Annotated in this window: 25 protein-coding genes; 10 read left to right on the forward strand and 15 right to left on the reverse strand. The window is 60.7% G+C overall.

Annotated features, from left to right (window positions below):
• Positions 1-53 precede the first annotated feature (53 nt).
• Positions 54-1,379 (reverse strand): glutamate--tRNA ligase, encoded by a 1,326-nt coding sequence (gene gltX, locus K7H22_RS08760; protein WP_230800366.1) that lies wholly within the window; start codon positions 1,377-1,379, stop codon positions 54-56.
• Positions 1,380-1,569: 190 nt separating this feature from the next.
• Here gltX and K7H22_RS08765 point away from each other — a divergent pair, with 190 nt between their 5' ends.
• Positions 1,570-2,502 (forward strand): MBL fold metallo-hydrolase, encoded by a 933-nt coding sequence (locus K7H22_RS08765; protein WP_419248164.1) that lies wholly within the window; start codon positions 1,570-1,572, stop codon positions 2,500-2,502.
• Positions 2,503-2,586: 84 nt separating this feature from the next.
• Here K7H22_RS08765 and K7H22_RS08770 read toward each other — a convergent pair whose 3' ends face one another.
• Positions 2,587-3,732 carry an alpha-D-ribose 1-methylphosphonate 5-triphosphate diphosphatase gene (locus K7H22_RS08770; protein WP_330165848.1) on the reverse strand — a complete coding sequence of 382 codons (1,146 nt, stop codon included), beginning with the start codon at positions 3,730-3,732 and terminating at the stop codon, positions 2,587-2,589.
• Positions 3,729-4,544 (reverse strand): alpha/beta fold hydrolase, encoded by an 816-nt coding sequence (locus K7H22_RS08775; RefSeq protein ID WP_230800368.1) that lies wholly within the window; start codon positions 4,542-4,544, stop codon positions 3,729-3,731. The genes K7H22_RS08770 and K7H22_RS08775 overlap by 4 nt, the downstream gene beginning before the upstream one ends.
• A 39-nt stretch (positions 4,545-4,583) precedes the next feature.
• Between K7H22_RS08775 and K7H22_RS08780 the strand changes: the two genes are divergently transcribed.
• The gene (locus K7H22_RS08780; RefSeq protein WP_230800369.1) at positions 4,584-5,027 is read left to right on the forward strand and encodes an NUDIX domain-containing protein; all 444 of its coding nucleotides are present in this window, start codon (positions 4,584-4,586) and stop codon (positions 5,025-5,027) included.
• Here the strand turns inward: K7H22_RS08780 and K7H22_RS08785 are convergent.
• Positions 4,994-5,845, reverse strand: a complete 852-nt coding sequence (locus K7H22_RS08785) for a DMT family transporter (RefSeq protein ID WP_230800370.1) — start codon at positions 5,843-5,845, stop codon at positions 4,994-4,996. The genes K7H22_RS08780 and K7H22_RS08785 overlap by 34 nt on opposite strands.
• 190 nt (positions 5,846-6,035) lie before the next feature.
• Here K7H22_RS08785 and K7H22_RS08790 point away from each other — a divergent pair, with 190 nt between their 5' ends.
• On the forward strand, positions 6,036-6,995 hold the full coding sequence (locus K7H22_RS08790; protein WP_230800371.1) for an alpha/beta hydrolase: 960 nt from the start codon (positions 6,036-6,038) through the stop codon (positions 6,993-6,995).
• Positions 6,996-7,154: 159 nt separating this feature from the next.
• Here the strand turns inward: K7H22_RS08790 and groL are convergent, their stop codons facing one another.
• From groL to K7H22_RS08805, 3 genes are all read right to left on the reverse strand, one after another.
• Positions 7,155-8,804 (reverse strand): chaperonin GroEL, encoded by a 1,650-nt coding sequence (gene groL, locus K7H22_RS08795; RefSeq protein ID WP_230800372.1) that lies wholly within the window; start codon positions 8,802-8,804, stop codon positions 7,155-7,157.
• A 39-nt stretch (positions 8,805-8,843) separates the two neighbouring features.
• A complete protein-coding gene (locus K7H22_RS08800) occupies positions 8,844-9,131 on the reverse strand; it encodes a co-chaperone GroES (RefSeq protein WP_230800373.1) in 288 nt (95 codons plus the stop codon).
• A 150-nt stretch (positions 9,132-9,281) separates the two neighbouring features.
• Positions 9,282-9,926 carry a DUF2161 domain-containing phosphodiesterase gene (locus K7H22_RS08805; protein ID WP_230800374.1) on the reverse strand — a complete coding sequence of 215 codons (645 nt, stop codon included), beginning with the start codon at positions 9,924-9,926 and terminating at the stop codon, positions 9,282-9,284.
• Positions 9,927-10,091: 165 nt separating this feature from the next.
• On the opposite strand from K7H22_RS08805, the gene K7H22_RS08810 reads away from it, so the two are divergent.
• The 6 genes from K7H22_RS08810 (at position 10,092) to K7H22_RS08835 (ending at position 15,111) form a co-directional block, all read left to right on the forward strand.
• Positions 10,092-11,012, forward strand: a complete 921-nt coding sequence (locus K7H22_RS08810; protein ID WP_230800375.1) for a manganese-dependent inorganic pyrophosphatase — start codon at positions 10,092-10,094, stop codon at positions 11,010-11,012.
• Between the two features lie 157 nt (positions 11,013-11,169).
• Entirely contained in the window at positions 11,170-12,042 is an 873-nt protein-coding gene (locus tag K7H22_RS08815; protein WP_230800376.1) for a TIGR01459 family HAD-type hydrolase, read from the forward strand.
• Positions 12,043-12,156: 114 nt separating this feature from the next.
• On the forward strand, positions 12,157-12,600 hold the full coding sequence (locus K7H22_RS08820) for a MaoC family dehydratase (RefSeq protein ID WP_230800377.1): 444 nt from the start codon (positions 12,157-12,159) through the stop codon (positions 12,598-12,600).
• A gap of 59 nt (positions 12,601-12,659) precedes the next feature.
• Complete coding sequence (locus tag K7H22_RS08825) at positions 12,660-13,598, forward strand: bifunctional riboflavin kinase/FAD synthetase (RefSeq protein ID WP_230800378.1); 939 nt, start codon at positions 12,660-12,662, stop codon at positions 13,596-13,598.
• Positions 13,595-14,065, forward strand: a complete 471-nt coding sequence (locus K7H22_RS08830; protein ID WP_230800379.1) for a YcgN family cysteine cluster protein — start codon at positions 13,595-13,597, stop codon at positions 14,063-14,065. Before K7H22_RS08825 ends, K7H22_RS08830 begins: the two co-directional genes overlap by 4 nt.
• Positions 14,065-15,111, forward strand: a complete 1,047-nt coding sequence (locus K7H22_RS08835; protein ID WP_230800380.1) for a threonine aldolase family protein — start codon at positions 14,065-14,067, stop codon at positions 15,109-15,111. Before K7H22_RS08830 ends, K7H22_RS08835 begins: the two co-directional genes overlap by 1 nt.
• A 22-nt stretch (positions 15,112-15,133) precedes the next feature.
• Here the strand turns inward: K7H22_RS08835 and K7H22_RS08840 are convergent, their stop codons facing one another.
• Both K7H22_RS08840 and K7H22_RS08845 read right to left on the reverse strand, forming a co-directional pair.
• Complete coding sequence (locus K7H22_RS08840; RefSeq protein WP_230800381.1) at positions 15,134-16,036, reverse strand: alpha/beta fold hydrolase; 903 nt, start codon at positions 16,034-16,036, stop codon at positions 15,134-15,136.
• On the reverse strand, positions 15,999-16,598 hold the full coding sequence (locus K7H22_RS08845; protein ID WP_230800579.1) for a 2-hydroxychromene-2-carboxylate isomerase: 600 nt from the start codon (positions 16,596-16,598) through the stop codon (positions 15,999-16,001). The genes K7H22_RS08840 and K7H22_RS08845 overlap by 38 nt, the downstream gene beginning before the upstream one ends.
• Positions 16,599-16,718: 120 nt before the next feature.
• Between K7H22_RS08845 and K7H22_RS08850 the strand changes: the two genes are divergently transcribed.
• On the forward strand, positions 16,719-17,735 hold the full coding sequence (locus K7H22_RS08850; RefSeq protein ID WP_230800382.1) for a ribose-phosphate pyrophosphokinase: 1,017 nt from the start codon (positions 16,719-16,721) through the stop codon (positions 17,733-17,735).
• Between the two features lie 24 nt (positions 17,736-17,759).
• On the opposite strand, the gene K7H22_RS08855 is transcribed toward K7H22_RS08850, so the two are convergent.
• The 6 genes from K7H22_RS08855 to K7H22_RS08880 all read right to left on the reverse strand — a co-directional run bounded on the left by K7H22_RS08855 (position 17,760) and on the right by K7H22_RS08880 (position 23,128).
• A complete protein-coding gene (locus K7H22_RS08855) occupies positions 17,760-18,110 on the reverse strand; it encodes an H-type lectin domain-containing protein (protein ID WP_230800383.1) in 351 nt (116 codons plus the stop codon).
• 177 nt (positions 18,111-18,287) lie between these two features.
• Complete coding sequence (locus K7H22_RS08860) at positions 18,288-18,686, reverse strand: F0F1 ATP synthase subunit epsilon (protein ID WP_230800384.1); 399 nt, start codon at positions 18,684-18,686, stop codon at positions 18,288-18,290.
• Positions 18,687-18,698: 12 nt separating this feature from the next.
• Positions 18,699-20,123, reverse strand: coding sequence for a F0F1 ATP synthase subunit beta (gene atpD / locus K7H22_RS08865; protein ID WP_230800385.1), 1,425 nt, complete (start codon positions 20,121-20,123; stop codon positions 18,699-18,701).
• Positions 20,124-20,140: 17 nt separating this feature from the next.
• Positions 20,141-21,016, reverse strand: a complete 876-nt coding sequence (locus K7H22_RS08870; RefSeq protein WP_230800386.1) for a F0F1 ATP synthase subunit gamma — start codon at positions 21,014-21,016, stop codon at positions 20,141-20,143.
• Positions 21,017-21,028: 12 nt separating this feature from the next.
• On the reverse strand, positions 21,029-22,567 hold the full coding sequence (gene atpA / locus K7H22_RS08875; protein WP_230800387.1) for a F0F1 ATP synthase subunit alpha: 1,539 nt from the start codon (positions 22,565-22,567) through the stop codon (positions 21,029-21,031).
• On the reverse strand, positions 22,568-23,128 hold the full coding sequence (locus tag K7H22_RS08880; RefSeq protein ID WP_230800388.1) for a F0F1 ATP synthase subunit delta: 561 nt from the start codon (positions 23,126-23,128) through the stop codon (positions 22,568-22,570). It lies immediately after the preceding gene.
• Positions 23,129-23,224: the final 96 nt, after the last annotated feature.

Raw genomic sequence — 23,224 nt, forward strand, 5'->3', positions numbered from 1 at the left:
GTTCGGCGCATGGGGGGGGCAGACAGCCCACCTTCCCGATTGGCTGTGAAAATTCAGCCCTTGGCGCGGATGACTTGTAACAACGGCATCAGCGCGCCCATATCCGGCCCGTGCGCCTGACCTGTCAGGGCCAGCCGCAGCGGCATGAACAACCCCTTACCCTTGCGGCCTGTCGCCTCTTTCACCGCGGCGGTCCAAAGGCTCCACGTCGTTGCATCAAAGGGCCGCGCGGGCAGCAGTGCCATCGCCTCGGCGATAAAGGCGCGGTCCTCATCGGCGATCACAGGGGCTGCCCCGTCGCGGCATAGCGTCCACCAGCCCGCAAGATCGGCGCGGGTCGTGATATTGTCACGCGTCACATCCCAGAACTGCGCGGCCAGATCATCCGGCACACCCAGCGCTGCTACATCGGCGGAAACAGCATCCAGCGACAATGATTGCAGGTGTCTTGCGGTCAGCGGGAACAGATCCTGCTCGTCGAACTTGGTCGGTGCCGCGCCGAAGCGGGTGATGTCGAAGCCTTCGATCAACTCGTCCATGCTGGCGCGCAATTCAACCGGATCGGACGATCCCAACCGCGCCATCAGGGACAGAAGCGCCATCGGCTCGATCCCTTGTGCGCGCAGATCCTTGATCGACAGCGCGCCCAGACGTTTTGACAGTGCCTCGCCCTGCGGACCGGTCAGCAAGGAATGATGCGCGAAAGACGGCACAGCACCGCCCAGCGCCTGAATGATCTGGATTTGCGTCGCCGTGTTGGTCACATGATCGGACCCGCGCACGATATGGGTTACGCCCATATCCGTGTCGTCCACCACCGAGGCCAGTGTATAGAGCACCTGGCCGTCCGCGCGGATCAGCACCGGATCGGACACCGAGGCCGCATCAATCGAGATATCGCCAAGGATGCCATCGGCCCATTCGATCCGTTCCTGATCCAGCTTGAAGCGCCAATAGCCCTCGCGCCCTTCGGCACGGAACGCCGCCTTCTGGTCATCCGTCAGACCCAGATGCGCGCGGTCATAGACTGGCGGGCGGCCCATGTTAAGCTGTTTCTTGCGCTTGAGGTCCAACTCGGTCGGGGTCTCGAACACCTCGTAGAAACGCCCCATCGCGCGCAATTGGTCAGCCGCCTCGGCATAGCGGTCAAGGCGCAGGGACTGCCGCTCGACACGGTCCCATTCCAGCCCAAGCCATTCCAGATCACGCTTGAGCTGCTCGACATATTCCTCTTTCGAGCGTTCCTGATCGGTGTCGTCGATCCGCAGGATGAACGTACCGCCGGTCTTGCGGGCGATCAGGTAGTTCATCAGCGCGGTACGAAGGTTGCCCACGTGGATATATCCTGTGGGCGACGGGGCGAAACGGGTGGTGGTCATGGGGGCATCTCCTGTTGGATCGTCCTGTGTCACAGGCGCAGGCATTTGTCCAGAAATCGCCTGCGCCATCCATGCCAGGCGCGGGTTTCGGGCGGCCTCCGCATTCAGGCACATCACTTGAGCGCGAGCGCACAACCCTTGGCAGATCACTGTGCTATGTTGCAGGAAACTGCCACATCGAGAGGAGGCCATGATGAGCCAGATGAAAATGTCCCGCCGTTCCGTTCTGTCCACTGCCGCAGCTTTGCCGCTGGCGGGCATGGCCGCTACGCAGGCCAGCGCTGCTGCACCGCTTGTCGGCCCCGCCCGCGCACCATTCAACCGGATCAAGCTGGGTGGCTTTGATGTCACCTCTCTGCTGGCAGGCACACGCACCGTGCCCGATCCGAACACGATTTTCGGCCTGAACGCCACGCCAGAAGAATTCGCCGCAGCCTCCGAGGCGGCGATGATACCCACAGACAAGTCGCAGTTCTTCTTCACCCCCACGGTGGTGAACACAGGATCCGAGTTGGTCCTGTTCGATACCGGCCTGAACGGTGAAGGCATCACCGCTGCACTGGCCGCGGCGGGCTATGCGCCGGACCAGATCGACGTCGTCGTTCTGACCCACATGCATGGCGATCACATCGGCGGATTGATGACCGATGGCGCGGCCACTTTCCCCAATGCGCGCTACGTCACCGGATCGACGGAATTCGACCATTGGAACGGCACCGACAACGAAGGCTTCATCAACAATGTCCGTCCCATGGCGGAACAGATGGAGATGATCGGGGACGGCGGCAGCGTCGCTTCGGGCATCACTGGCATGGCGGCCTTTGGCCATACGCCCGGCCATATGACCTATATGTTTGAAAGCGAGGGCCAGCAGCTTGTGCTGGGGGCCGATTTCGCCAACCACTATGTCTGGTCGCTGGCCCATCCCGATTGGGAGGTGCGTTTCGATATGGACAAGGAAGCCGCCGCCGTGACCCGTCGCAGCATTCTGGACATGCTTGCAGCCGACCGTATTCCTTTTATCGGCTACCATATGCCCTTCCCGGCGCTGGGTTTCGTCGAGACCCGCGATGCGGGTTTCCACTATGTCCCCGCAAGCTACCAGTTCGTGATGGACAGCTGACCCAGAGTTCCCAAGACGCAACAGCTGTCTGAAGAGGCGCGCCACCCTCCCTCGGGGGTGGCGCGTTATTTTCCGGTTTGCGGCCTAGATCGCCGCAACAAAACGCGCGGCCACGGCACCTGCCATATAGGTGATGCGCCCGCCCGCAATCGTGGCCCCGAGCGCGCCCGACTGGTCCAACACCACCAGATCGGCCCGCAAATCGGGCACCAGACGCCCACGGTCCGCCAATCCCAACAGGCGCGCAGGCCCTGACGAGACCAGGTTCCACGCAGAGGGCAGTCCGATCCTGTCGGCCATCATCATCGCCGCCAGACGCGGCGCGGGATAGTAGTAATCCGAGGCCAGCGCATCGCATAATCCCGCCTCGACCAGTTCCTGCGCCGAGACATTGCCGGAATGCGACCCGCCCCGCATCACATTGGGTGCACCCATAATGACTCCGTCGCCACCGGCCCGCGCCTCGGCTGCGGCCACTCGGGTTTCGGGAAACTCCGACAGATGCACACCCCGCGCGCGCCATACCGCGCGCCCCTCGGCTGTGGTGTCGTCATGGCTGCCAAGGATCACACCCTGCGCGGCCAGACGCGCGGCCATAAGGTCAAGTTCTAGTGGCACCCTGTCGGCGAGCGCGTGCAGGCGCTGCATCAGCGCCAGATAGACCTCGGGGTTGCGACCGCTTTTCAGTGCCTGTCCGGTCAGGCGCGGCGGGCGTTTGCCGGCTGCCAAAGCCGCATGGGGCAGATGGTCGTTGAACACAACATGGCCCAGTCCGTAGCGCTGCACCGTGGCGGCGATGGCGTCAAACTCCTCGAAACAATGGGTCTCGACTCGTAATTGCGCGCGCATATCAGTGCCAAGACCGCGATACCCGTCCAGCGCCTCCAGAAACCGCAGCGCGAAATCGGCCCCGCGCATCCCGCCTTCCCAGCTCCAGAATTGGGCCAGCATCGCGGTGGTGATTCCGTTGGCGGCCAGCTCCGCCTCGGTCGAGGCCAGCCCGTGCCCCAGATCGCGCATCGCCCCGCGCCGCGGTGCCAGATGCCGCTCGAACCCGTCGCCGTGCATATCGACGATTCCGGGCAGGATCCGGAAACCTGTCAGATCAACCCTGTTTGGCTGGTCCGCAACAACAATCCGCCCCCCCGTCAATGACAGCGGCGCGATTTCCAGACCATCGGGGCGCAAAACTTCGGCCCCAGTCATGGTCAGCGACAGGGAACCCGTCACTCGAGCACCGGAAATTCGGTCACCGGCAGATCCATGATCGCAGCTCCCCAGGTGATTGACGGATCAAAGGCACCCGTTTCCAGAAACCGTTCGACCTGCGCAATCACCAGCGGGTTGTTCATCATGAAAGTATGGGTGACATGCAGCACGATATGATCGGACATACCGTCAACTTTGGTCGACTCCACAGATACTTTGCCATCATCCGCACCGTCGATCATGGTCGAGAAGACAGGATTCAGCGACCTGTCCCCTGCAATCACCCCCAGTTCGAAATCGACAGGCGGAAGGCGGGCAGGCACACCACCTTCGCCGGTCCGCAACTGTTGACCCGCAGGCCCGTTCCACCAGTCAAACGCCTCGATATCACCCAAGACATCCACAATCTCCGACCCTGCATTCGGTGGCGCCAGCATCACGACACGCCCCAGTTTTGCAGGACGGTTTCCGGCCAGCCAGAAGCGGGTCAGGATACCTCCCATGGAATGGGTCACGATATGCGTTGTCCGCTCGTCGCAATCCGCAATCGCGCGCGGCAGCACTGTTCGGGCCAGATTGCCGATCGTTTCCTCGGTCGAGGGATAGCCGGGGTTCACAACCTTGTAGCCATCAGCCGCCAACACTTGCGCCATCAAAAGGAACGAGGATTCTGTCCGCGCCAGACCATGCAACAGCACCACGCAGTCTGCATCGTCCGGCAGGGCAGGTTCACCGGACAGACCACAGGCCGCACTGAAGAGAGCCAGAAAAGAACCCGTGACATATCTAAGAGCGCGATGTTTCATGCCTGACAGATAGTCACCTTTGCGCATGCGCAAAAGCCCAATAAATCCCCGACCATCCGAGGAATGATGCCCCAGCCAAGACTTGCCACCCGCGCGGTGATCCTGCACGACAACCGCCTGTTGCTGGTGAATGCCTATCGCGATCCCGGATCCGATTTGTGGTGCGCCCCCGGCGGCGGTGTCGATGCAGGCCAATCCCTACCCCACAACCTGATCCGCGAAGTGCATGAGGAAACAGGCCTGACCATCCGTGTCGGCCCGCCCTGTCTGGTTAACGAGTTCCACGACCCCGAACGCGGTTTCCATCAGGTCGAGGTTTTTTTCCGTTGCAGCATCATCGCAGGCACGCTGACGGATGACTGGTCCGATCCCGAAGGCATCGTGACCCGCCGCCGCTTCGTCACACAAGCCGAGGCGCGCGCAATGCGCCTCAAACCCGACAGACTGCCCGATGTCGCGTGGCAAAGGGGGTTCGGCTACGATCCGCTTGAACTGATCCTGCACCTCTGAGGCGGCAGCGCCGCCAGCAAAACGCCGCCCAGCACCAGAGCCGAAGCCATGATGAAACGCAGGCTGATCACCTCGCCCAGCAGCATCAATCCTGCCAACGCCGCGATGACCGGCACGCAAAGCTGTGCCACAGCGGCGCGCGACGATCCAAGCTGCGGCAGAACAGCATACCACAACGCATAGCCGCATCCCGACGTCACCGTGCCCGAGATCACGGCCAGCCCTGCTCCTGACAGCGTGACCCCGTCAGGCAGAACCGCCAGCAGACCCAGTCCCAAAGGGGCTGCAAAAACAAAATTGCCAGCCGTAGCCCGCAAGGGATCGGTCGCCCCGCGCCCCAGCAACGAATAGACGCCCCAGCCGAAAGCGGCAGCCGCCATCAAAATTGCCCCCAACGGATCAGGCGCCACGCCACCCGCAGGCCATAGCAGCCAGACCAGCCCGCCAAAGGCCAGCGCAGCGCCTGCCCAGCGCCTCGGTGGCACGACCTCTCGCAGGATCAGGGCCCCTGCAAACATGGTGATCTGCACACCGCCGAACAGGATCAGCGCGCCGACACCCGCAGGCAAGGTGACATAGGCAAACGAAAACCCCAGTACATAAAGCGCCAGACTGGCCGCTCCCCAAGGTTGCCAAATCGGGCGCGGCCCGCCGCCGCGCAACACAACCAGCGCCCAAAGGCAGAACGCCCCCGCAACAAGCCGGATCGCGGCAAAGGCGGCAGGTCCGGTCGTGCCATCCTCCAGCGCCATCCGGTTCAGGATGGAATTGGCGGCAAAGGCCAGCATAGTGAGGGCGGTCAGAAGAAACAGGCGCATCTGCTACCGCTAGCGCAATTGCCCGCCAGACAGAATAGCCCATCTGCAAAACCCGCAGCCGCAACGCTTGATCCACGTGGTCGCGGCAGTCTAGGCTGTTCTGACAGGCGCAATGCCCGCGAGGATAAACCCAATGCCCATGGTCCGCGTCAGACGCCGATCCCGTCTCCGCAAATACGGGCCTCCACTGTTGCTGGCCCTGATCGTCCTGATCCTGCTCTACATTGTCAGCGCCTCGCTGGGCTTGCACCGGATTGCCAGCCAGTATCTGACAGTCGGCGCGCTGTCGCAAATGCAGGAGGGTGCCGCCAGACCGAGCGATCCCTTGCGCCTTGGCTATCGCGGCGATCCACAGACGGCCTTCGGCCTGCCCTTCGAGACAGTGGCGATCCAGACCGAACTTGGCCCCGCCGAGGCGTGGCTGGTGCCAGAACCCTTCCGTCCCGCAGCACCCGAGCCGCATCTGGCCGCGATCTATGTGCACGGCATCGACGGCGCGCGCGAGGATGGCTACCGCTATCTGCCGCTGTTGCAGGAGGCGGGGTTGCCGCTTCTGCTGGTCAGCTACCGCAATGACGACAACGCCCCCGCCACCGAGGACGAACGCTACGGCTTTGGCCTGACCGAATGGCGCGACCTGGAGGCGGCGGTGCTGACGCTGCGCGATCGCGGCTATGGCGAGGTGATGGTCATCGCCGATTCGATGGGTGGGGCCATTCTGGGCCAGTTCATGTCGCGCAGCCCCGAGGCCGCGCGCGTCAGTTCTATCGCGCTTGATTCCCCCGCATTGGAATTCAGGGCCATTCTGGAACATCTTGCCCGCAACATGGGACTGCCGCTACCAGGCATGGTAGCCGGCACAACGCAGGCTCTGCTGTGGTTCACGCATCCCGCAAACCTGCGCGAGGCCAACGTGACCGGACGTTTTGCGGGCTTCTACGGGCCGATGTTCGTGGCACATGGCCAGCAGGACCGCGTGGTTCCGGTCTGGACAAGCCAGACCCTGATCGACCTGCGCGCCGCCTCGGATACAGGCGTGCTGACCGTTCCGCATCTGACAGGCGCCGACCATCTGCAATCGCACGCAGAAGACCCCGCCGCCTATGACGCTGCGTTCAGGGAGTTTCTGGGGCTGACGCGGTTACCGTGATCGACGTGGCAGATGGTCGCCAAGCCGCGCAGCGTCGGGCCGAGATGCGGCAATGCACGGCAGCCGTTGGCCTTGTTCAGCGCGGACGCGTTCTTTGGCACACCAATGCAAAAGAGCCCGCCGATGGCGGGCCCTTTCCGGTTTTCTGCGGGGGGCAGATTACATCATGCCGCCCATGCCGCCCATGTCACCCATGCCGCCGCCCATGCCGCCGCCAGCAGATTCTTTCTGCGGACGATCTGCGACCATGGCTTCGGTGGTGATCAGCAGACCGGCAACCGAGGCTGCGTCCTGCAGAGCAGTGCGGACAACCTTGGCCGGGTCGATCACGCCGAACTTGAACATGTCGCCATATTCTTCGGTCTGCGCGTTGAAGCCATAGGTCTTGTCGTTGCTTTCGCGGATTTTGCCCGCGACAACCGAACCGTCCACACCCGAGTTTTCGGCGATCTGGCGCAGCGGCGCTTCGATGGCCTTGCGAACGATCGAGATGCCGACGTCCTGATCGGAGTTGGCGCCTTTGAGACCGTCAAGCGACTTGCCAGCCTGGATCAGGGCCACACCGCCGCCGACGACGATACCTTCCTGCACCGCAGCGCGAGTCGCGTTCAGGGCGTCATCGACGCGGTCCTTACGCTCTTTCACTTCGGTTTCGGTCATGCCGCCAACGCGGATCACGGCAACACCGCCTGCCAGTTTGGCAACGCGTTCCTGCAGCTTTTCACGATCGTAATCGCTGGTGGTTTCTTCGATCTGCTGACGGATCTGCGACACGCGTGCCTCGATCTCGGGCTTCGCACCGTGACCGTCCACGATCGTGGTTTCGTCCTTGTTGATCGTGATTTTCTTGGCCGAACCCAGCATATCCATCGTGACGGATTCCAGCTTCATGCCCAGATCTTCGCTGATCACCTGACCGCCGGTCAGAATGGCGATATCCTGCAGCATCGCCTTGCGACGATCACCAAAGCCAGGGGCCTTGACAGCAGCGATTTTCAGACCGCCGCGCAGTTTGTTGACAACCAGGGTTGCCAGCGCTTCGCCTTCGACGTCTTCAGCGATGATCAGCAGCGGCTTTTGCGACTGGATCACGGACTCGAGCAGCGGAACCATCGGCTGCAACGACGAGAGTTTTTTCTCGTGCAGCAGGATCAGACAGTCTTCCAGCTCGGCAACCATCTTGTCGGGGTTGGTCACGAAATAGGGGCTCAGGTAGCCACGGTCGAACTGCATGCCTTCGACAACAGTGGTCTCGGTCTCGAGGCCCTTGTTTTCTTCGACGGTAATGACACCCTCGTTGCCAACCTTCTGCATCGCGTCTGCGATCTGACGACCGATTTCCGCTTCGCCGTTGGCCGAGATGGTGCCGACCTGTGCGACTTCGGCGCTGTCGCTCACGTCACGGGCAGCCGCCTTGATCGCATCGACAACGCGTGTGGTTGCAAGGTCGATACCGCGCTTCAGATCCATCGGGTTCATGCCAGCCGCAACGGCTTTCATGCCCTCTTTGATGATCGCTTGCGCCAGAACGGTCGCGGTGGTGGTGCCGTCGCCGGCCTCATCATTGGTGCGGGAAGCGACTTCCTTCACCATCTGCGCGCCCATGTTCTCGAACTTGTCTTCCAGTTCGATTTCCTTGGCCACGGACACACCGTCTTTGGTGATGCGCGGCGAGCCGAAGGATTTGTCCAGAACCACGTTGCGGCCCTTGGGGCCCAGCGTGACTTTTACCGCGTCTGCCAGAATGTTCACGCCTTTCAGCATGCGATTGCGGGCATCGGTAGAAAACTTGACGTCTTTAGCAGCCATTATGCTTGCTCCTAGATATCAGAATGTCAGGGATGACGATCAGGCAATAATGCCCATGATGTCGGATTCTTTCATGATCAGCAGTTCTTCACCATCAAGGGTGACTTCGGTGCCGGACCATTTGCCAAACAGGACTTTGTCGCCTGCTTTGACATCCATTGCGATGCGGTCGCCATCTTCGTCCTTGGCGCCGGCACCAACGGAGACAACGATGCCTTCCGCGGGTTTTTCTTTTGCGCTTTCGGGGATGATCAGACCACCCTTGGTCTTTTCGTCGCTTTCCACGCGGCGGACCAGCACGCGGTCATGAAGCGGTGTAAATGCCATCTCTGAGGCTCCTTGGCTCAAAGTTTCTCTTGAACCCCGTTCGGGGTATTAGCACTCAACCTCGTCGAGTGCTAACGACGCATAGCTAGGGAAGCGGTCGCTAGCTGTCAACAGCCGAGTTCGGAAAAATCTGCACGTTTTGACACGCAGTCAGCGCAATGCATCCTGACCCTGTTCCGTCAGCGCATAGACGCCCGTCGCAACCCGGACGAACCAGCCATAATGGTTGTCCGCCATGATCCTTGTGGCCACTGTGACGCCCGTAGCCGCCGCCACATCGCGCCCGCGGCTGGGGCCATCCTGCGCCAGAGCCGCCGCGCAGCGCAGCGCGTCTTGCCTGTATCCTGTCATCAGCCCCTGCCTGACCGATCCGCCGCGATTTGGATCACCTTCCAGACGCTGGAATTCACGCAGCAAGGTCGCTTTGCGCTTGCGCTGTTTGCGCGGCCGGAAGGGGCCGGGATCGGCATGGGCCACAACCAACCCGTCACTTTCGCGCACGCTCAACACGCCAAGCCCCAGCCTGCGGCACAGCCCGACATTCGCGGCCATGGCCCGCGCCGCGACCTTGCCCTTACGGTAGGGCACCGCGACATAGACAACATCGGTGACCGCCTGCCGTGCAATCGCCTGATGCAAGAGTGCCAGAGAGAAGCCGGTTTTCAACTCGACCACCACAGGATCATCCGCCCCGCGGCAGGCCAGAACATCGACAGCGCCGACCTCGCCCTTGACGGTATAGCCCTGCGCCTCAAGAAACGCCTTCACGGGCGCGTATAAATCGCTTTCCTGCACCGGCTTGCCTGTCCCGCCCTCATCTGTGGCAAACTATTCCGCAAGCGACAGCGATTGTCCAACCCGTGGCCACGATTGCCATGCTGTCTTGCGGCATAGACTGGTGACAATCGCGCAGCACCTGCATATAAACCGCGCAATTCCATCCGATACAGGACTACTCAAATGACCATTCAGGTTTTCGGCCACAAATCCCCTGACACCGATTCCACCGGATCGCCCCTGATCTGGGCGTGGTATCTGACCGAGGTAAAAGGCACCCCCGCCGAAGCAAAGCTGCTGGGCGAGCCAAATACCGAAGCCGCCTTCATGCTGACGCGCTGGGACTTGCCCAAACCACAGATCATTTCGGGCATCGAGGCCGGTGCCCCTGTCGTGATCGTGGACACCAACAACCCTGCCGAACTGCCCGCAGGTATCAACGACGCCGATATCATCGGCATCATCGACCATCACAAACTGGTGGGCGGGCTGGAAACCAAAGGGCCGATCGACATCCGAATCGAGCCTTTGGCCTGCACCGCGACGATCATGTACAAAATGATCGGCAAGGATATGGCCCGCGCGCCGAAAGCCATCAAGGGGGCGATGCTGTCCTGCATCCTGTCCGATACGCTGGAATTCCGCAGCCCGACCACCACGCAGGAAGACAAGTCGATTGCATGGGATCTGGCCCAGGAACTGGGCGTCGAGATTTCCGCCTATGCTGCCGAAATGTTCGCCGCAAAATCCGATGTGTCGGCCTTCTCGGACGCCGAATTGCTGCGCATGGACAGCAAGGAATACAGCGTGGCGGGCAAGGAATTGCGTGTCTCCGTGCTGGAAACCACCTCGCCCAAGATGATCCTTGACCGCAAGGATAGCTTGATGGCCGCAATGGAAAGTGTCGCGCAAGAGGACGGTGCCGATCAGGTGCTACTCTTCGTCGTCGACATCCTGAACGAGGAAGCAACCCTGCTGGTGCCCAACGATCTGGTCAAGGCACTGGCGGAAGCCTCGTTCGGCGTCAAGGTCACGGGCGACACCGTGGTTCTGCCCGGAGTGATGAGTCGCAAGAAACAGATCATTCCTGTGCTGACCCTCTGATACAAAGGGTGGACCGGCCCTGCACTCGCAGGGGTGTTCCGTCCACCCAGACGGGCCGCAGTCATGCGCTGATCACGGCCGAAGGGGCGGCATCCTGTCATATCTCTGATATACGTCGCTGCAAGAAGGGGTATTCCCCCAGACCGAAAGGCCCGCCATGACTCGCATCATCACCGCCCTTGCCGATATCTCGCAGGATTATGAGGCCCTATTTGTGGACCTCTGGGGCTGTGTGCATGACGGGGTGCGCGCCCTGCCCGATGCCGTGGCGGCCTTGCAGGCCTACCGCGCCACTGGTGGGGTTGTCGTATTGGTGACAAACTCGCCACGTCCGCGTAGTGGTGTACAAACGCAGCTAGAGCATTTCGGCGTCCCGCGTGACGCATGGGACACGATTGCCACTTCGGGTGATTCCGCACGTGCCGCCCTGTTCACAGGCGTTGTCGGCGAAAAGATTTTCTTCATCGGCGAAGACCGCGACATGCCGTTTTTCGAGCCTATCAAGCTGGTCGACGATCCGGTCGATATCACCCTGACAGATCTGGACAAAGCCACAGGCATCGTCTGCACCGGACCTTTCGATCCGATGGCCGACCCCGACGATCTGCGCCCGCAACTGCTTTATGCCAAGCAGATGGGGCTGAAACTGCTTTGCGCCAACCCCGATATCGTGGTGGACCGTGGTGAGGCGCGCGAATGGTGCGCGGGGGCCGTGGCACGGCTTTACACTCAAATGGGCGGCGAGAGCCTCTATTTTGGCAAACCACATCCGCCGATCTATGATTTGGCTCGCCGTCGTCTTGCCAAACTGGGCCATGACATTGCCGACCGTGCCATTCTGGCGATCGGCGACGGCATCCACACGGATATCCGTGGCGCAATGGGCGAGGATATCGATTCTCTGTTCATCACCGGGGGGCTGGCCCGCGCTGAAACCAAAACAGAGACACAGCCCGACACAGAGGCGTTAAACGCCTATCTGGAAAAGGAAAAAACCGCGCCGACCTTCACAATAGGTCACCTGCGCTGACCCACTTAGCGCTTGCTTTTCTGCGATTGCAAAGTAATAAAGTTCCAACTTTGGGCAGATAGTTGTCTGATTATTACTTTGCAGATTTCATCTGCGGACAGTCTGGAGGGTGAGATGTTGGACAATTTGCCTCGCGGCACGATCTGTATCGAAGATATCGAGATGGGCATGACCCGCCATCTGCGCAAAGTCGTGACCGACCGCGATATCGAACTTTTCGCAGAGGTGTCGACAGACCGGAACCCCGTACATCTGGACGACGACTATGCCCGCGATACGATTTTCGAAGGCCGCATCGCGCATGGCATGCTGACTGCCGGCCTGATCTCGGCCGTGATTGGCGAACAGCTTCCGGGGCATGGCACCGTCTATATGGGGCAAAGCCTTAAATTCCTTGGTCCCGTGCGCCCCGGCGACATGGTCCATGCCGAAGTCGAAGTGATCAGCATCGACCACGCAAAGCGCCGCGTGCAACTGGATTGCCGCTGCATGGTCAACGGCAAAAAGGTTCTGATCGGCGAGGCCACGGTTCTGGCTCCGAGCCGCAAGTTCGACTGACCCACCGTTTCACCGCAAACAGGCTTGCGCCGCCCCAACGCGGGCGCTAACCCTGCGGCATGCGGATTATCCGGGACTACTCATATGTAGAACAGGCAGATCGGGGCGCGTCCGCCGCGATCGGCAATTTTGACGGTGTCCATCTAGGGCACCGCTCTGTGATCGACATGGCCCGCGCGGCAGGCGAACAGATCGGTGCACCCTTGGGCGTGATGACATTCGAGCCGCATCCCCGCCAGTATTTCGCCCCAGACGCCCCGCCCTTCCGCCTGATGGGCCGCGAGGCGCGCGCGCATCGGTTGGAAAAACTGGGCGTCGATAAACTCTACGAGCTGAATTTCAACGCCGCCATGTCCTCGCTGACCCCGCGCGACTTCGCGCAGCGCGTCATTGCAGATGGTCTTGGGCTGAGACACATCGTCATCGGGGCCGATTTCTGCTTTGGCAAGGGGCGCGCTGGCACCGCGCAGCATCTGGTCGACTTCGGGGCCGAGATGGGATTCGGCGTCACCATCGCAAAGCTTCTGGCAGGTCATGGCGGCGCGGTATCTTCCACCGCAATCCGTAACGCGCTGACCGACGGCAAACCGCGCGATGCTGCCGCCATGCTGGGCCATTGGCACAGGATCGAAGGGCGCGTGATCACCGGCGACCAGCGCGGCCGCGAATTGGGCTATCCGACCGCGAACATGTCCATCGACGGGCTGCATCCGCCGAAATTTGGTGTCTATGCTGTTCTGGTCGATGTGCTGGAAGGCCCGCATAAAGGCAGCTATCCGGGCGCGGCCTCGATAGGTGTGCGCCCGATGTTCGGCGTGAACACACCGAATCTCGAGACATTCCTTTTTGATTTCAAAGGTGATCTTTACGGTGTGCCCTTGTCTGTCGGCCTGGTGGACTTCCTGCGCCCCGAAGAGAAATTCGACAGTCTTGATGCGCTGATCACCCAGATGGATGCCGATTGCGCCCGTGCCCGCACCATATTGGCGGCGCTATGATCGACCCCATCAACCGCGACGGATTACGCCCCCGCTTCTGGGAGAAATATCCCATCAACCGCTTGAGTCAGGCGGAATGGGAAGCCCTGTGCGACGGTTGCGGAAAATGCTGTCTGAACAAGCTGGAAGACGAAGATACCGGGGAGGTCGCCCTGACCCGCGTGGCCTGCCGGCTGCTGGATGACAGCACCTGCCGTTGCAGCCAGTATCCGATCCGCCACCAGTTCGTGCCGGAATGCATTGTGCTTAGCCCGCAGAACATGGACAAGAACCTTTACTGGATGCCCGACACCTGCGCTTACAAACTGCTCTGGCGCGGCAAACGGTTGTACGACTGGCACCCGCTGATCTCGGGCGATCCGCAATCCGTGCATGATGCAGGTGTGTCGATGCAAGGGTTGACCATCCCAGAATTCGAAGTCCCCGAAGAGGACTGGGAAGACTATATCATAGAGGAGCCGACCTGATGTTCTTTGCCTCCGACAATGCAGGCCCCGCACATCCACAGGTGATGCAGGCGCTGATGGACGCCAATCAGGGCTATGCCATGCCTTATGGCAGCGATCCGATCATGAACGACGTCCGCGCCCGCCTGCGCGAGATTTTCGAGGCGCCCGAGGCCGCAGTCTATCTTGTCGCAACAGGCACCGCCGCGAATTCGCTGGCGCTGGCCACGTTGGGCCAGCCGTGGCAGACTGTTTTTTGCTCACCCGTGGCGCATATCCACGAGGATGAATGCAACGCGCCCGAATTCTATTCCGGCGGCGCCAAACTGACCCTTGTGGGCGACAGCGACAAGATCACAGCAGAGGCGTTGCGCGGCGCGATTCTGGCCGAGGAGACCCGCGGCGTGCATGGTCCGCAGCGCGGGCCTGTCTCGATCACCAACGTAACTGAACGTGGCCGCGTCTATACCTGCGCCGAGATCGCGGCGCTCTCCGCGATCGCCAAGGAACACGGCCTCCCGGTCCATCTGGACGGCGCGCGCTTTGCCAACGCACTGGTCGCACTCGGTTGCACAGCAGCCGAAATGACTTGGAAAGCTGGTGTCGATGCCGTCAGCTTTGGCGGCACCAAGAACGGCCTGCCGGGAGTCGAGGCGGTGATTTTCTTCGATCCGGCAAAAGCCTGGGAATTCGAACTGCGCCGCAAGCGCGGCGCGCATCTTTTCTCGAAGCACCGCTACCTGTCAGCGCAGATGCTGGCCTTCCTGACCGATAACCTGTGGCTACATTCGGCCAAACGCGCCAACGCCAATGCCGCGCGGCTGACCGACGGGCTGAAGGCTATGCCGACCGCCTCTTTCCTGCACGAACCGCAGGCCAATATGGTCTTTGCAAACCTGCCCCGCGCCTCCCATAAACGGCTGCACGAGGCTGGCGCGGCCTATTACATCTGGTCCGGCAGCCTTGAAGGTGACGACCCGTCTGAACCTCTGGCCGCAAGACTGGTCTGCGACTGGTCCATCGGCCATGACCAGATCGACCAGTTCTTGAAAATCGCCGCAGGCTGACGCAGCACCATTTCTTCTTGCCTCAAATATCCATATCCGGCCCGCATTGGGCGGAACAGGCGACAGGAACGCGCTGCAGAAACGCCCGCACGGCGTCGGCCGCGGCTTTTGGATGCGTGATCGGCAGCATGTGCCCTGCCCCCGCAACCGCCAGCCGCTCGGACTTGTCGATACGCCGCGCCAGTGCCGTGTTGATGGCGTCGATATATTCAGGGCTCGTTCCGCCCTCGATCAGCAGAACGGGCACGGCGATACGCTCCAGCTTGCCGCCAGACAGCAGGCCTGCAACATCGTCATAGATAGCCGGCGCGCCCTCCGCGATCAGATGGATGCGCTTGGTCATCGCCTGTTTCTGCCCCTCCGGCAGAAGATCCCACGCGCGACCATCACCCCAAACGCTGGTAAAGGCCTGCGCCGCTGCACTCATGTCGCCCGCTTGCAAGGCCGCCGTATAGGCCGCCATATGCAGATCGTAAGGCCCTTTCAGATCAGGACGGTCCGCCAGTCCGACAGCAAAAAAGACAGGCTCTATCAGCACGAGTGAGCGCACCAAATCGGGCCGTTCCACCGCCAGCCGCAAGGCTATCGTGCCGCCGAAGGAATGTCCGATGATATCGACAGGCTGTCCCTGCGCCTGATCCTCCAGCAGATCAACAGCCATGCCCATGCTGACCTGTTGCAGATCGCCGCGCTTGTCCCAATCGCCACTGCGCCCGTGACCGGGAAGGTCAAAGGCCAAAGCGTTCAGCAGATCATCCAGACCCGCCAACATTCCAGACCAGCCACCGGCATGGCCCAGCGAGCAATGGATCAGCAGCGCCTGACGCGGGCCCGCACCAGACCTGATCCAATGGGTCGGAAATCCGCCCCGCAGGTCTTGCGGCATATCAGAGCTTGCCCGACAGATGCGCGTCCAGATCGTCAAGCCGGTCCTGACCCCAGAACCTTTGGCCACTATCCACGATATAGAACGGCGCGCCGAAGACCCCGCGCGAAACGGCTTCCTCTAGGTTCGCGGCATAGGTCTCGGCCCCGGCCAGCAGGCCCTTGTCGGCAAGCGCCGGATCAAAACCCGCGGCGCTCAGACAGGCACGCACCACCTCATCCTGCGAGATGTCCTTTTCCTCGGCCCAGCAAGCGCGTCCCAGACTGGAAATCAAAGCGCCCATATCGCCGCCGCCAGCACTTTGCGCGGCAATCACTGCGTAAGAGGCAGGAGCCGGATTGACCGGCCAATGTGCGGGCTGCAAGTTGAAAGGCATGCCCAGCTTTCTTGCCTGACGCGGCAGTTCCTGCGCGCGGTATTCCTTGCGCGAGGGATGGCGGTCCGGCAACGCCACACCACCTGTGCGTGCGAACAAGGCACCGGCATCCAGCGGCTTGTAGGTGATGCTGGCCCCGTTCCCCGCCGCAATCTGTTCAAGGCGCGTCCCAGCCAGATAGACATAGGGTGATAAAACCGTGAAATAATAATCAATATGGGCCATTTGCGCGTTTCCTTGTGCCTGCATCGCTTTGCCCGACGGTAACGAGATGATAGGCAGTGTCAACGTCACGAATCTGTCATCCTGCCCCTATGCGGATGACCACGCAGAGGAACTGCTGCCATGCCATCCATCACCGAGCCGAAACTGATTTCGGGCAATGCCAACTTTCCTCTGGCAAAGGCCATCGCTCGGCGCATGTCGATCCATCGCGGCGTTGCGGTCGGTCTGGTCGATGCGCGGATCGAACGGTTCAATGATGGCGAGATTTTCGTCGAGGTTTTCGAGAATGTCCGTGGCGAGGATATGTTCATCGTGCAGTCCACCTCGAACCCTGCCAATGACAACCTGATGGAATTGCTGATCATGTCCGACGCACTGCGCCGGTCATCCGCCGCGCGCATCACCGCTGTAATCCCCTATTTTGGCTATGCCCGTCAGGATCGTCGCACCAAGGCACGCACGCCGATTACTGCCAAACTGGTTGCCAATATGCTGGTCGAGGCGGGGATCGAGCGGGTCTTGACCCTTGATCTGCACGCGGCCCAAATCCAGGGCTTTTTCGATATTCCGGTGGATAACCTTTACGCCTCGCCGATCTTTGCGCTGGATATCAAAGCGCATTTCGCGGGCCGGATGGACGATCTGATGGTCATCTCGCCCGATGTCGGCGGTGTGGCGCGCGCGCGTGAACTGGCGAAGCGGATCAATGCGCCGCTTGCCATCGTGGACAAGCGCCGCGAGAAACCCGGCGAGATTGCCGAAATGACCGTGATCGGTGACGTGACTGGCAAAACCTGCCTGATCGTTGACGACATCTGCGACACTGCGGGAACCCTGTGCAAAGCCGCCGAGGTGCTGATCGAGAACGGCGCGCAGGAGGTTCATTCCTACATCACGCATGGGGTTCTGTCCGGCCCCGCTGTCGAGCGGATCACCAAATCGGTGATGAAATCGCTGGTCATCACCGACTCCATCGAGGCGTCAGAGACTGTCCGCAACGCGCCCAATATCCGCATCGTGCCGACAGCACCGATGTTTGCGCAGGCGATCCTGAATATCTGGAACGGCACCTCGGTGTCCTCGCTTTTTGAAACCGAGACACTGGACCCGATCTACGAGGGCACTTTCAAACTCTAAGCGGCAGGCTGCGATCTGGCGCGATCAGTCGATGCGCCAGTCGTCTTCCTCGAACATATCGCCCATGGCCAACCAGCTTACCCTGACACGGGCGACCTTGGTATCGCCCCATGTCCGAAAGGTGATGGCAAAGCTGTCGGCTTGAACATCGCTGGCCTGCACATCCGCACGCGAGTTTGCTGTATTGGACATGTCCCACATGCTCATGCCGATATGGACAACCGGCGGGCTGACGAAAGGCTCGCGGAAATGCACAAAGCTGCGGATATGGCGCGGGCCGCTGCCGGTCCACATCTCTCCGTCATGTTCGAAGTCCGAAAACAGGATCACTTCACCCTGATCGACTCCAAAGGAATTGGTCCTGAAACGACGCATGACGCCCTCAAACTTTCTTCGCTTTTTTATACAGCAGGATTACCGCAGTATCAGGGCAAAATAATGTAGCCACATATCGCAGCCGCGCGAGGCAACCTGCCCCATCTAATCGCGCATAATCAATGAAAAAGGCCCCGCCAACCGGCAGGGCCTTTGATTTTTTGTCCCGTCAAAATATCAGACGCCGACTTCGATCCGAAGCGCTTGCAGATCGGATACCAGCTTGTCTGCCGCATCTTTTGCATCAGCAGGCGCTTTTGCAACGGCTTCGGTGGCAAGGCCGATCAGCGTGTCGAAATCCGCGGCTGTTGCCTCGGATACCGGCATGGCTTTCTCGGCCAGAACCGACGTTCCCTCGCCTGTGATCTCGGCGAAACCGCCGGTCACAACATAGGTCGCTTCACCTTGCGGGCCGCTGACGCGCAGCATGCCTGGGCGCAGGGTCGTGATCAGCGGTGCATGGTCGGGCATCGCTGTCAGGTCACCATCGGCACCCGGAATCTGCACCTGCGTCACCTGCATCGAGGCCAGAAGGCGCTCAGGGCTAACGAGGTCGAATTGCATGGTCTCAGCCATTTCGGCCCTCCCTTAGGCCGCGTCTGCGGCCATACGTTCAGCTTTGGCGATCACGTCCTTGATCCCGCCCACCATGTAGAAGGCACCTTCGGGCAGGTGATCGTATTCACCGGCCACAACCGCCTTGAACGAGGCGATGGTATCGTCCAGTGGCACCTGAATGCCGTCGGAACCGGTAAAGACTTTTGCCACATCGAAGGGCTGCGACAGGAAGCGCTGGATTTTGCGGGCGCGGGACACGGTCAGTTTGTCCTCTTCGCTCAATTCGTCCATGCCAAGGATGGCGATGATATCCTGAAGCGACTTGTAGCGCTGAAGCACCTGCTGCACGTCGGTCGCAACCTTGTAATGCTCTTCCCCGATGACGGCAGGGTCCAGCAGACGCGAGGTCGAATCAAGCGGGTCCACGGCGGGATAGATGCCAAGCTCCGAAATCGCACGCGACAGAACGGTCGTTGCGTCCAGGTGGGCAAAGGACGTGGCCGGCGCAGGGTCGGTCAAGTCATCCGCGGGTACGTAGATCGCCTGCACCGAGGTGATCGAACCGGCTTTGGTCGATGTGATGCGCTCTTGCAGCGCGCCCATGTCGGTCGCCAGCGTCGGCTGGTAGCCCACAGCGGAGGGGATACGACCAAGCAGAGCGGACACTTCGGAACCGGCCTGGGTGAAGCGGAAGATGTTATCCACGAAGAACAGAACGTCGGTCCCCGACTGGTCGCGGAACTGTTCGGCCAGTGTCAGACCCGACAGCGCCACACGCATACGCGCACCCGGCGGCTCGTTCATCTGGCCGTAAACCAGCGCCACCTTGGACTGCGTCAGATCGTCGGGAACGATAACGCCCGAGTCGATCATCTCATGGTAAAGGTCGTTACCTTCACGGGTCCGTTCACCGACACCGGCAAAAACCGAGAAGCCCGAGTGCACTTTTGCGATATTGTTGATCAGTTCCATAATCAGAACCGTCTTACCCACACCGGCACCACCGAACAGACCGATTTTACCGCCTTTGGCATAGGGGGCCAGCAGGTCGATCACCTTGATACCGGTCACCAGCACCACGGATTCGGTAGACTGTTCCGAGAATTCGGGCGCAGGCGCGTGGATCGAGCGGTGCTCTTCCGCCGCGACGGGGCCTTTCTCGTCGATCGGATCGCCGGTTACGTTCAGAATGCGGCCAAGTGTTGCGTTTCCGACGGGCACCATGATCGGGCCGCCGGTGTCGCTGACATCCTGTCCGCGCACCAGACCTTCGGTGGCGTCCATGGCGATGGCGCGTACGGTGCCTTCCCCAAGGTGCTGGGCCACTTCCAGAACCAGTTTCTTGCCATTGTTGTCAGTGGTCAGTGCGTTGAGGATCTCCGGCAGTTGATCCCCGAACTGCACGTCCACAACGGCGCCGATCACCTGCGTGATTTTGCCTTTTGCGTTTGCCATGTCTCGTCTCCGGTTCCTTAGAGCGCTTCAGCGCCCGAGATAATTTCAATAAGCTCGTTGGTGATCACGGCCTGACGCGAGCGGTTGTACTGGATCGTCAGCTTGTCGATCATCTCGCCCGCGTTGCGTGTGGCGTTGTCCATTGCGGACATCCGTGCGCCCTGTTCGGACGCCCCGTTTTCCAACAGGGCCGAGAAGATCTGCGTCGCGACGCCGCGCGGCAGCAGGTCGGCCAGAATGGCCTCTTCGCTGGGCTCGTAATCATAAAGCAGGCTGGCAGAATCAACTTCTGGCGCATCGAAAGTCGCCGGAATGATCTGCTGCGCTGTCGGAATCTGGCTGACCACGTTCACGAATTTCGAGAAGAAAATCGTGGCGACGTCAAACTCGCCCGCATCGAAACGGTTCAGAACATCGCGTGCGATACCCTGCGCGTCAGCATAGCTGACGCGCTTTACCTCGGTCAGGTCGACATGGCCGGCGAAATGCTTGGCATATTCGCGCTTGAGCTGGTCACGGCCTTTTTTGCCGACAGTCACGATCTTGACGGTCTTGCCCTGCCCCAGCAGCTTGGCTGCGTGTTGCTTGGCCAGCTTGGCGATGTTCGAGTTGAACCCGCCGCACAGTCCACGCTCGGCGGTCATGACCACCAGCAGATGCACCTTGTCCTCGCCCGTTCCGGCCAGAAGGCGCGGCGCGGTATCACTGCCGCCAACCGATGCCGCCAGCCCCGCCATCACGGCATTGAACCGTTCCGCATAGGGACGCGAAGCCTCGGCAGCTTCCTGTGCCCGCCGCAGCTTCGCGGCGGCCACCATCTGCATGGCTTTGGTGATCTTGCGCGTCGACTTGACACTCGCGATCCTGTTTTTCAGGTCCTTGAGGTTTGGCATAGCCTATCCCCCTTATGCGAAATCAGCGGCGAAGGCGTCCAGCGCGGCTTTGATCTTGTCTTCGGCCTCACCCTTGATCTTGGGGTCCTGCTTGGTGATGTAGTCCAGCAGGTCCGCATGTTTGCCACGCAGATGCGTCAGCAGGCCAGCCTCGAAACGACCGACATCCTTGACGCCGATCTTGTCCAGATAGCCTTTGGTGCCTGCATAGATGACGCAGACGATCTCGGCGTTTGTCAGCGGCGAATATTGCGGTTGTTTCATCAGCTCGGTCAGGCGCGCGCCACGGTTCAGCAACTGCTGTGTAGCGGCGTCCAGATCGGAGCCGAACTGAGCGAAGGCCGCCATCTCGCGATACTGCGCCAGTTCCAGTTTGACCGGACCCGCAACGGACTTCATCGAATTGGTCTGGGCAGAAGAGCCCACACGCGACACGGACAAACCGGTGTTCACGGCAGGGCGGATACCCTGATAGAACAATTCGGTTTCAAGGAAGATCTGGCCATCGGTAATCGAGATCACGTTGGTCGGAATAAATGCCGACACGTCGCCGCCCTGTGTTTCGATGATCGGCAGAGCCGTCAGTGAACCCGAGCCGAAATCCTCGTTCAGCTTGCACGAACGCTCCAGCAGGCGGGAGTGGAGATAGAACACGTCGCCGGGATAGGCCTCGCGGCCCGGCGGACGGCGCAGCAACAGCGACATCTGGCGATAGGACACAGCCTGTTTGGACAGATCATCATAGATGATCAGCGCGTGACGGCCATTGTCGCGGAAGAATTCCGCCATTGCCGTTGCCGAATAGGGTGCAAGAAACTGCATCGGCGCAGGATCGGATGCGGTGGCAGCCACGACGATTGTATATTCGATGGCGCCCGATTCCTCGAGCTTCTTCACCAGCTGCGCCACGGTCGAACGCTTCTGACCGATAGCGACATAGACGCAATAGAGCTTCTTGCTCTCGTCGTCGCCTGCGGCATCGTTATAGGACTTCTGGTTCAGGATCGTGTCGAGCGCAATCGCAGTCTTGCCGGTCTGGCGGTCACCGATGATCAGCTCGCGCTGGCCACGGCCAACGGGGATCATCGCGTCCACGGATTTCAGACCCGTCGCCATCGGCTCGTGAACCGATTTACGCGGGATGATGCCCGGTGCCTTGACGTCGGCCACGCCGCGCGCGGCTGCCTTGATCGGGCCTTTGCCGTCCAGCGGATTGCCCAGACCGTCAACAACACGACCCAGCAGTTCGTTGCCCACGGGCACGTCCACGATGGACTTTGTGCGTTTGACAGTGTCGCCTTCCTTGATGTCACGGTCAGAACCGAAGATCACGACGCCGACATTGTCGGATTCAAGGTTCAGCGCCATCCCCTGGATACCACCGGGGAATTCGACCATCTCACCTGCCTGGACATTGTCCAGTCCATAGACGCGGGCGATACCGTCACCGACAGACAGGACGCGACCCACCTCGGCCACTTCGGCTTCCTGGCCGAAGTTCTTGATCTGGTCCTTCAGGATCGCAGAAATTTCCGCTGCTTGGATACCCATTTATCCGACCTCTTTCATTGCATTCTGGAGGGAATTGAGACGCGAAGCGATCGAGGTGTCGATCATCTTCGAGCCAACCTTGACGACAAGACCACCGATGAGGCTTTCATCGACGGCCGCTTTGATCTTGACTGTCTTACCGGTGCGACCCGCCAGCAGCTTTGCCAGCTTGTCGGACTGTGCCTTGGTCAACGCTTTTGCGCTGGTCACTTCGGCGGTCACTTCACCTTTGTCTTCCGCAATGATGGCGCGCAGCGATGCGGCCATTTGCGGCAAAACGAACAGGCGGCGCTTGGCCGCCATCAGGCCCAGCACATTCGACATGGTCGATGTGAGGCCCATTTTCTTGGCCAGCGCAGCCATCGCCACAGCTTGCTCGTCGCGTGTGTAGATCGGGCTCATGATCAGCGCGTTGAAATCTGCGCTGTCTGCCAGCGCGGATTCGATGGCATCAAGATCGGATTCGATCTTGGCGACGCCCTTGCTTTCTTTGGCCAGTTCAAAAACGGCCGTGGCATAGCGTTCAGCAATGCCCGTTGAAATCGAAGCTGGTTCGGACACGTCCACCCTTCCGATAGTCTGTCCCCGGGGGTCTAGAGGCGCGAAACGCCGCCGGAGAGGTTACCCTGCCTTGACGCGCGTCAAAGCATCAAAATC

The sequence above is a fragment of the Seohaeicola saemankumensis genome (genome assembly GCF_021021435.1).
Taxonomy (GTDB): Bacteria; Pseudomonadota; Alphaproteobacteria; order Rhodobacterales; family Rhodobacteraceae; genus Seohaeicola.

Coding starts and splice junctions, on each gene's coding strand:
- gltX (WP_230800366.1), bottom strand. CDS start 1,379: ATGACCACCACCCGTTTCGCCCCGTCGCCCACAGGATATATCCACGTG.
- K7H22_RS08765 (WP_419248164.1), top strand. CDS start 1,570: ATGATGAGCCAGATGAAAATGTCCCGCCGTTCCGTTCTGTCCACTGCC.
- K7H22_RS08775 (WP_230800368.1), bottom strand. CDS start 4,544: ATGCGCAAAGGTGACTATCTGTCAGGCATGAAACATCGCGCTCTTAGA.
- K7H22_RS08780 (WP_230800369.1), top strand. CDS start 4,584: ATGCCCCAGCCAAGACTTGCCACCCGCGCGGTGATCCTGCACGACAAC.
- K7H22_RS08785 (WP_230800370.1), bottom strand. CDS start 5,845: ATGCGCCTGTTTCTTCTGACCGCCCTCACTATGCTGGCCTTTGCCGCC.
- groL (WP_230800372.1), bottom strand. CDS start 8,804: ATGGCTGCTAAAGACGTCAAGTTTTCTACCGATGCCCGCAATCGCATG.
- K7H22_RS08800 (WP_230800373.1), bottom strand. CDS start 9,131: ATGGCATTTACACCGCTTCATGACCGCGTGCTGGTCCGCCGCGTGGAA.
- K7H22_RS08810 (WP_230800375.1), top strand. CDS start 10,092: ATGACCATTCAGGTTTTCGGCCACAAATCCCCTGACACCGATTCCACC.
- K7H22_RS08815 (WP_230800376.1), top strand. CDS start 11,170: ATGACTCGCATCATCACCGCCCTTGCCGATATCTCGCAGGATTATGAG.
- K7H22_RS08820 (WP_230800377.1), top strand. CDS start 12,157: ATGTTGGACAATTTGCCTCGCGGCACGATCTGTATCGAAGATATCGAG.
- K7H22_RS08825 (WP_230800378.1), top strand. CDS start 12,660: ATGCGGATTATCCGGGACTACTCATATGTAGAACAGGCAGATCGGGGC.
- K7H22_RS08830 (WP_230800379.1), top strand. CDS start 13,595: ATGATCGACCCCATCAACCGCGACGGATTACGCCCCCGCTTCTGGGAG.
- K7H22_RS08835 (WP_230800380.1), top strand. CDS start 14,065: ATGTTCTTTGCCTCCGACAATGCAGGCCCCGCACATCCACAGGTGATG.
- K7H22_RS08845 (WP_230800579.1), bottom strand. CDS start 16,598: ATGGCCCATATTGATTATTATTTCACGGTTTTATCACCCTATGTCTAT.
- K7H22_RS08850 (WP_230800382.1), top strand. CDS start 16,719: ATGCCATCCATCACCGAGCCGAAACTGATTTCGGGCAATGCCAACTTT.
- K7H22_RS08855 (WP_230800383.1), bottom strand. CDS start 18,110: ATGCGTCGTTTCAGGACCAATTCCTTTGGAGTCGATCAGGGTGAAGTG.
- K7H22_RS08860 (WP_230800384.1), bottom strand. CDS start 18,686: ATGGCTGAGACCATGCAATTCGACCTCGTTAGCCCTGAGCGCCTTCTG.
- atpD (WP_230800385.1), bottom strand. CDS start 20,123: ATGGCAAACGCAAAAGGCAAAATCACGCAGGTGATCGGCGCCGTTGTG.
- K7H22_RS08870 (WP_230800386.1), bottom strand. CDS start 21,016: ATGCCAAACCTCAAGGACCTGAAAAACAGGATCGCGAGTGTCAAGTCG.
- atpA (WP_230800387.1), bottom strand. CDS start 22,567: ATGGGTATCCAAGCAGCGGAAATTTCTGCGATCCTGAAGGACCAGATC.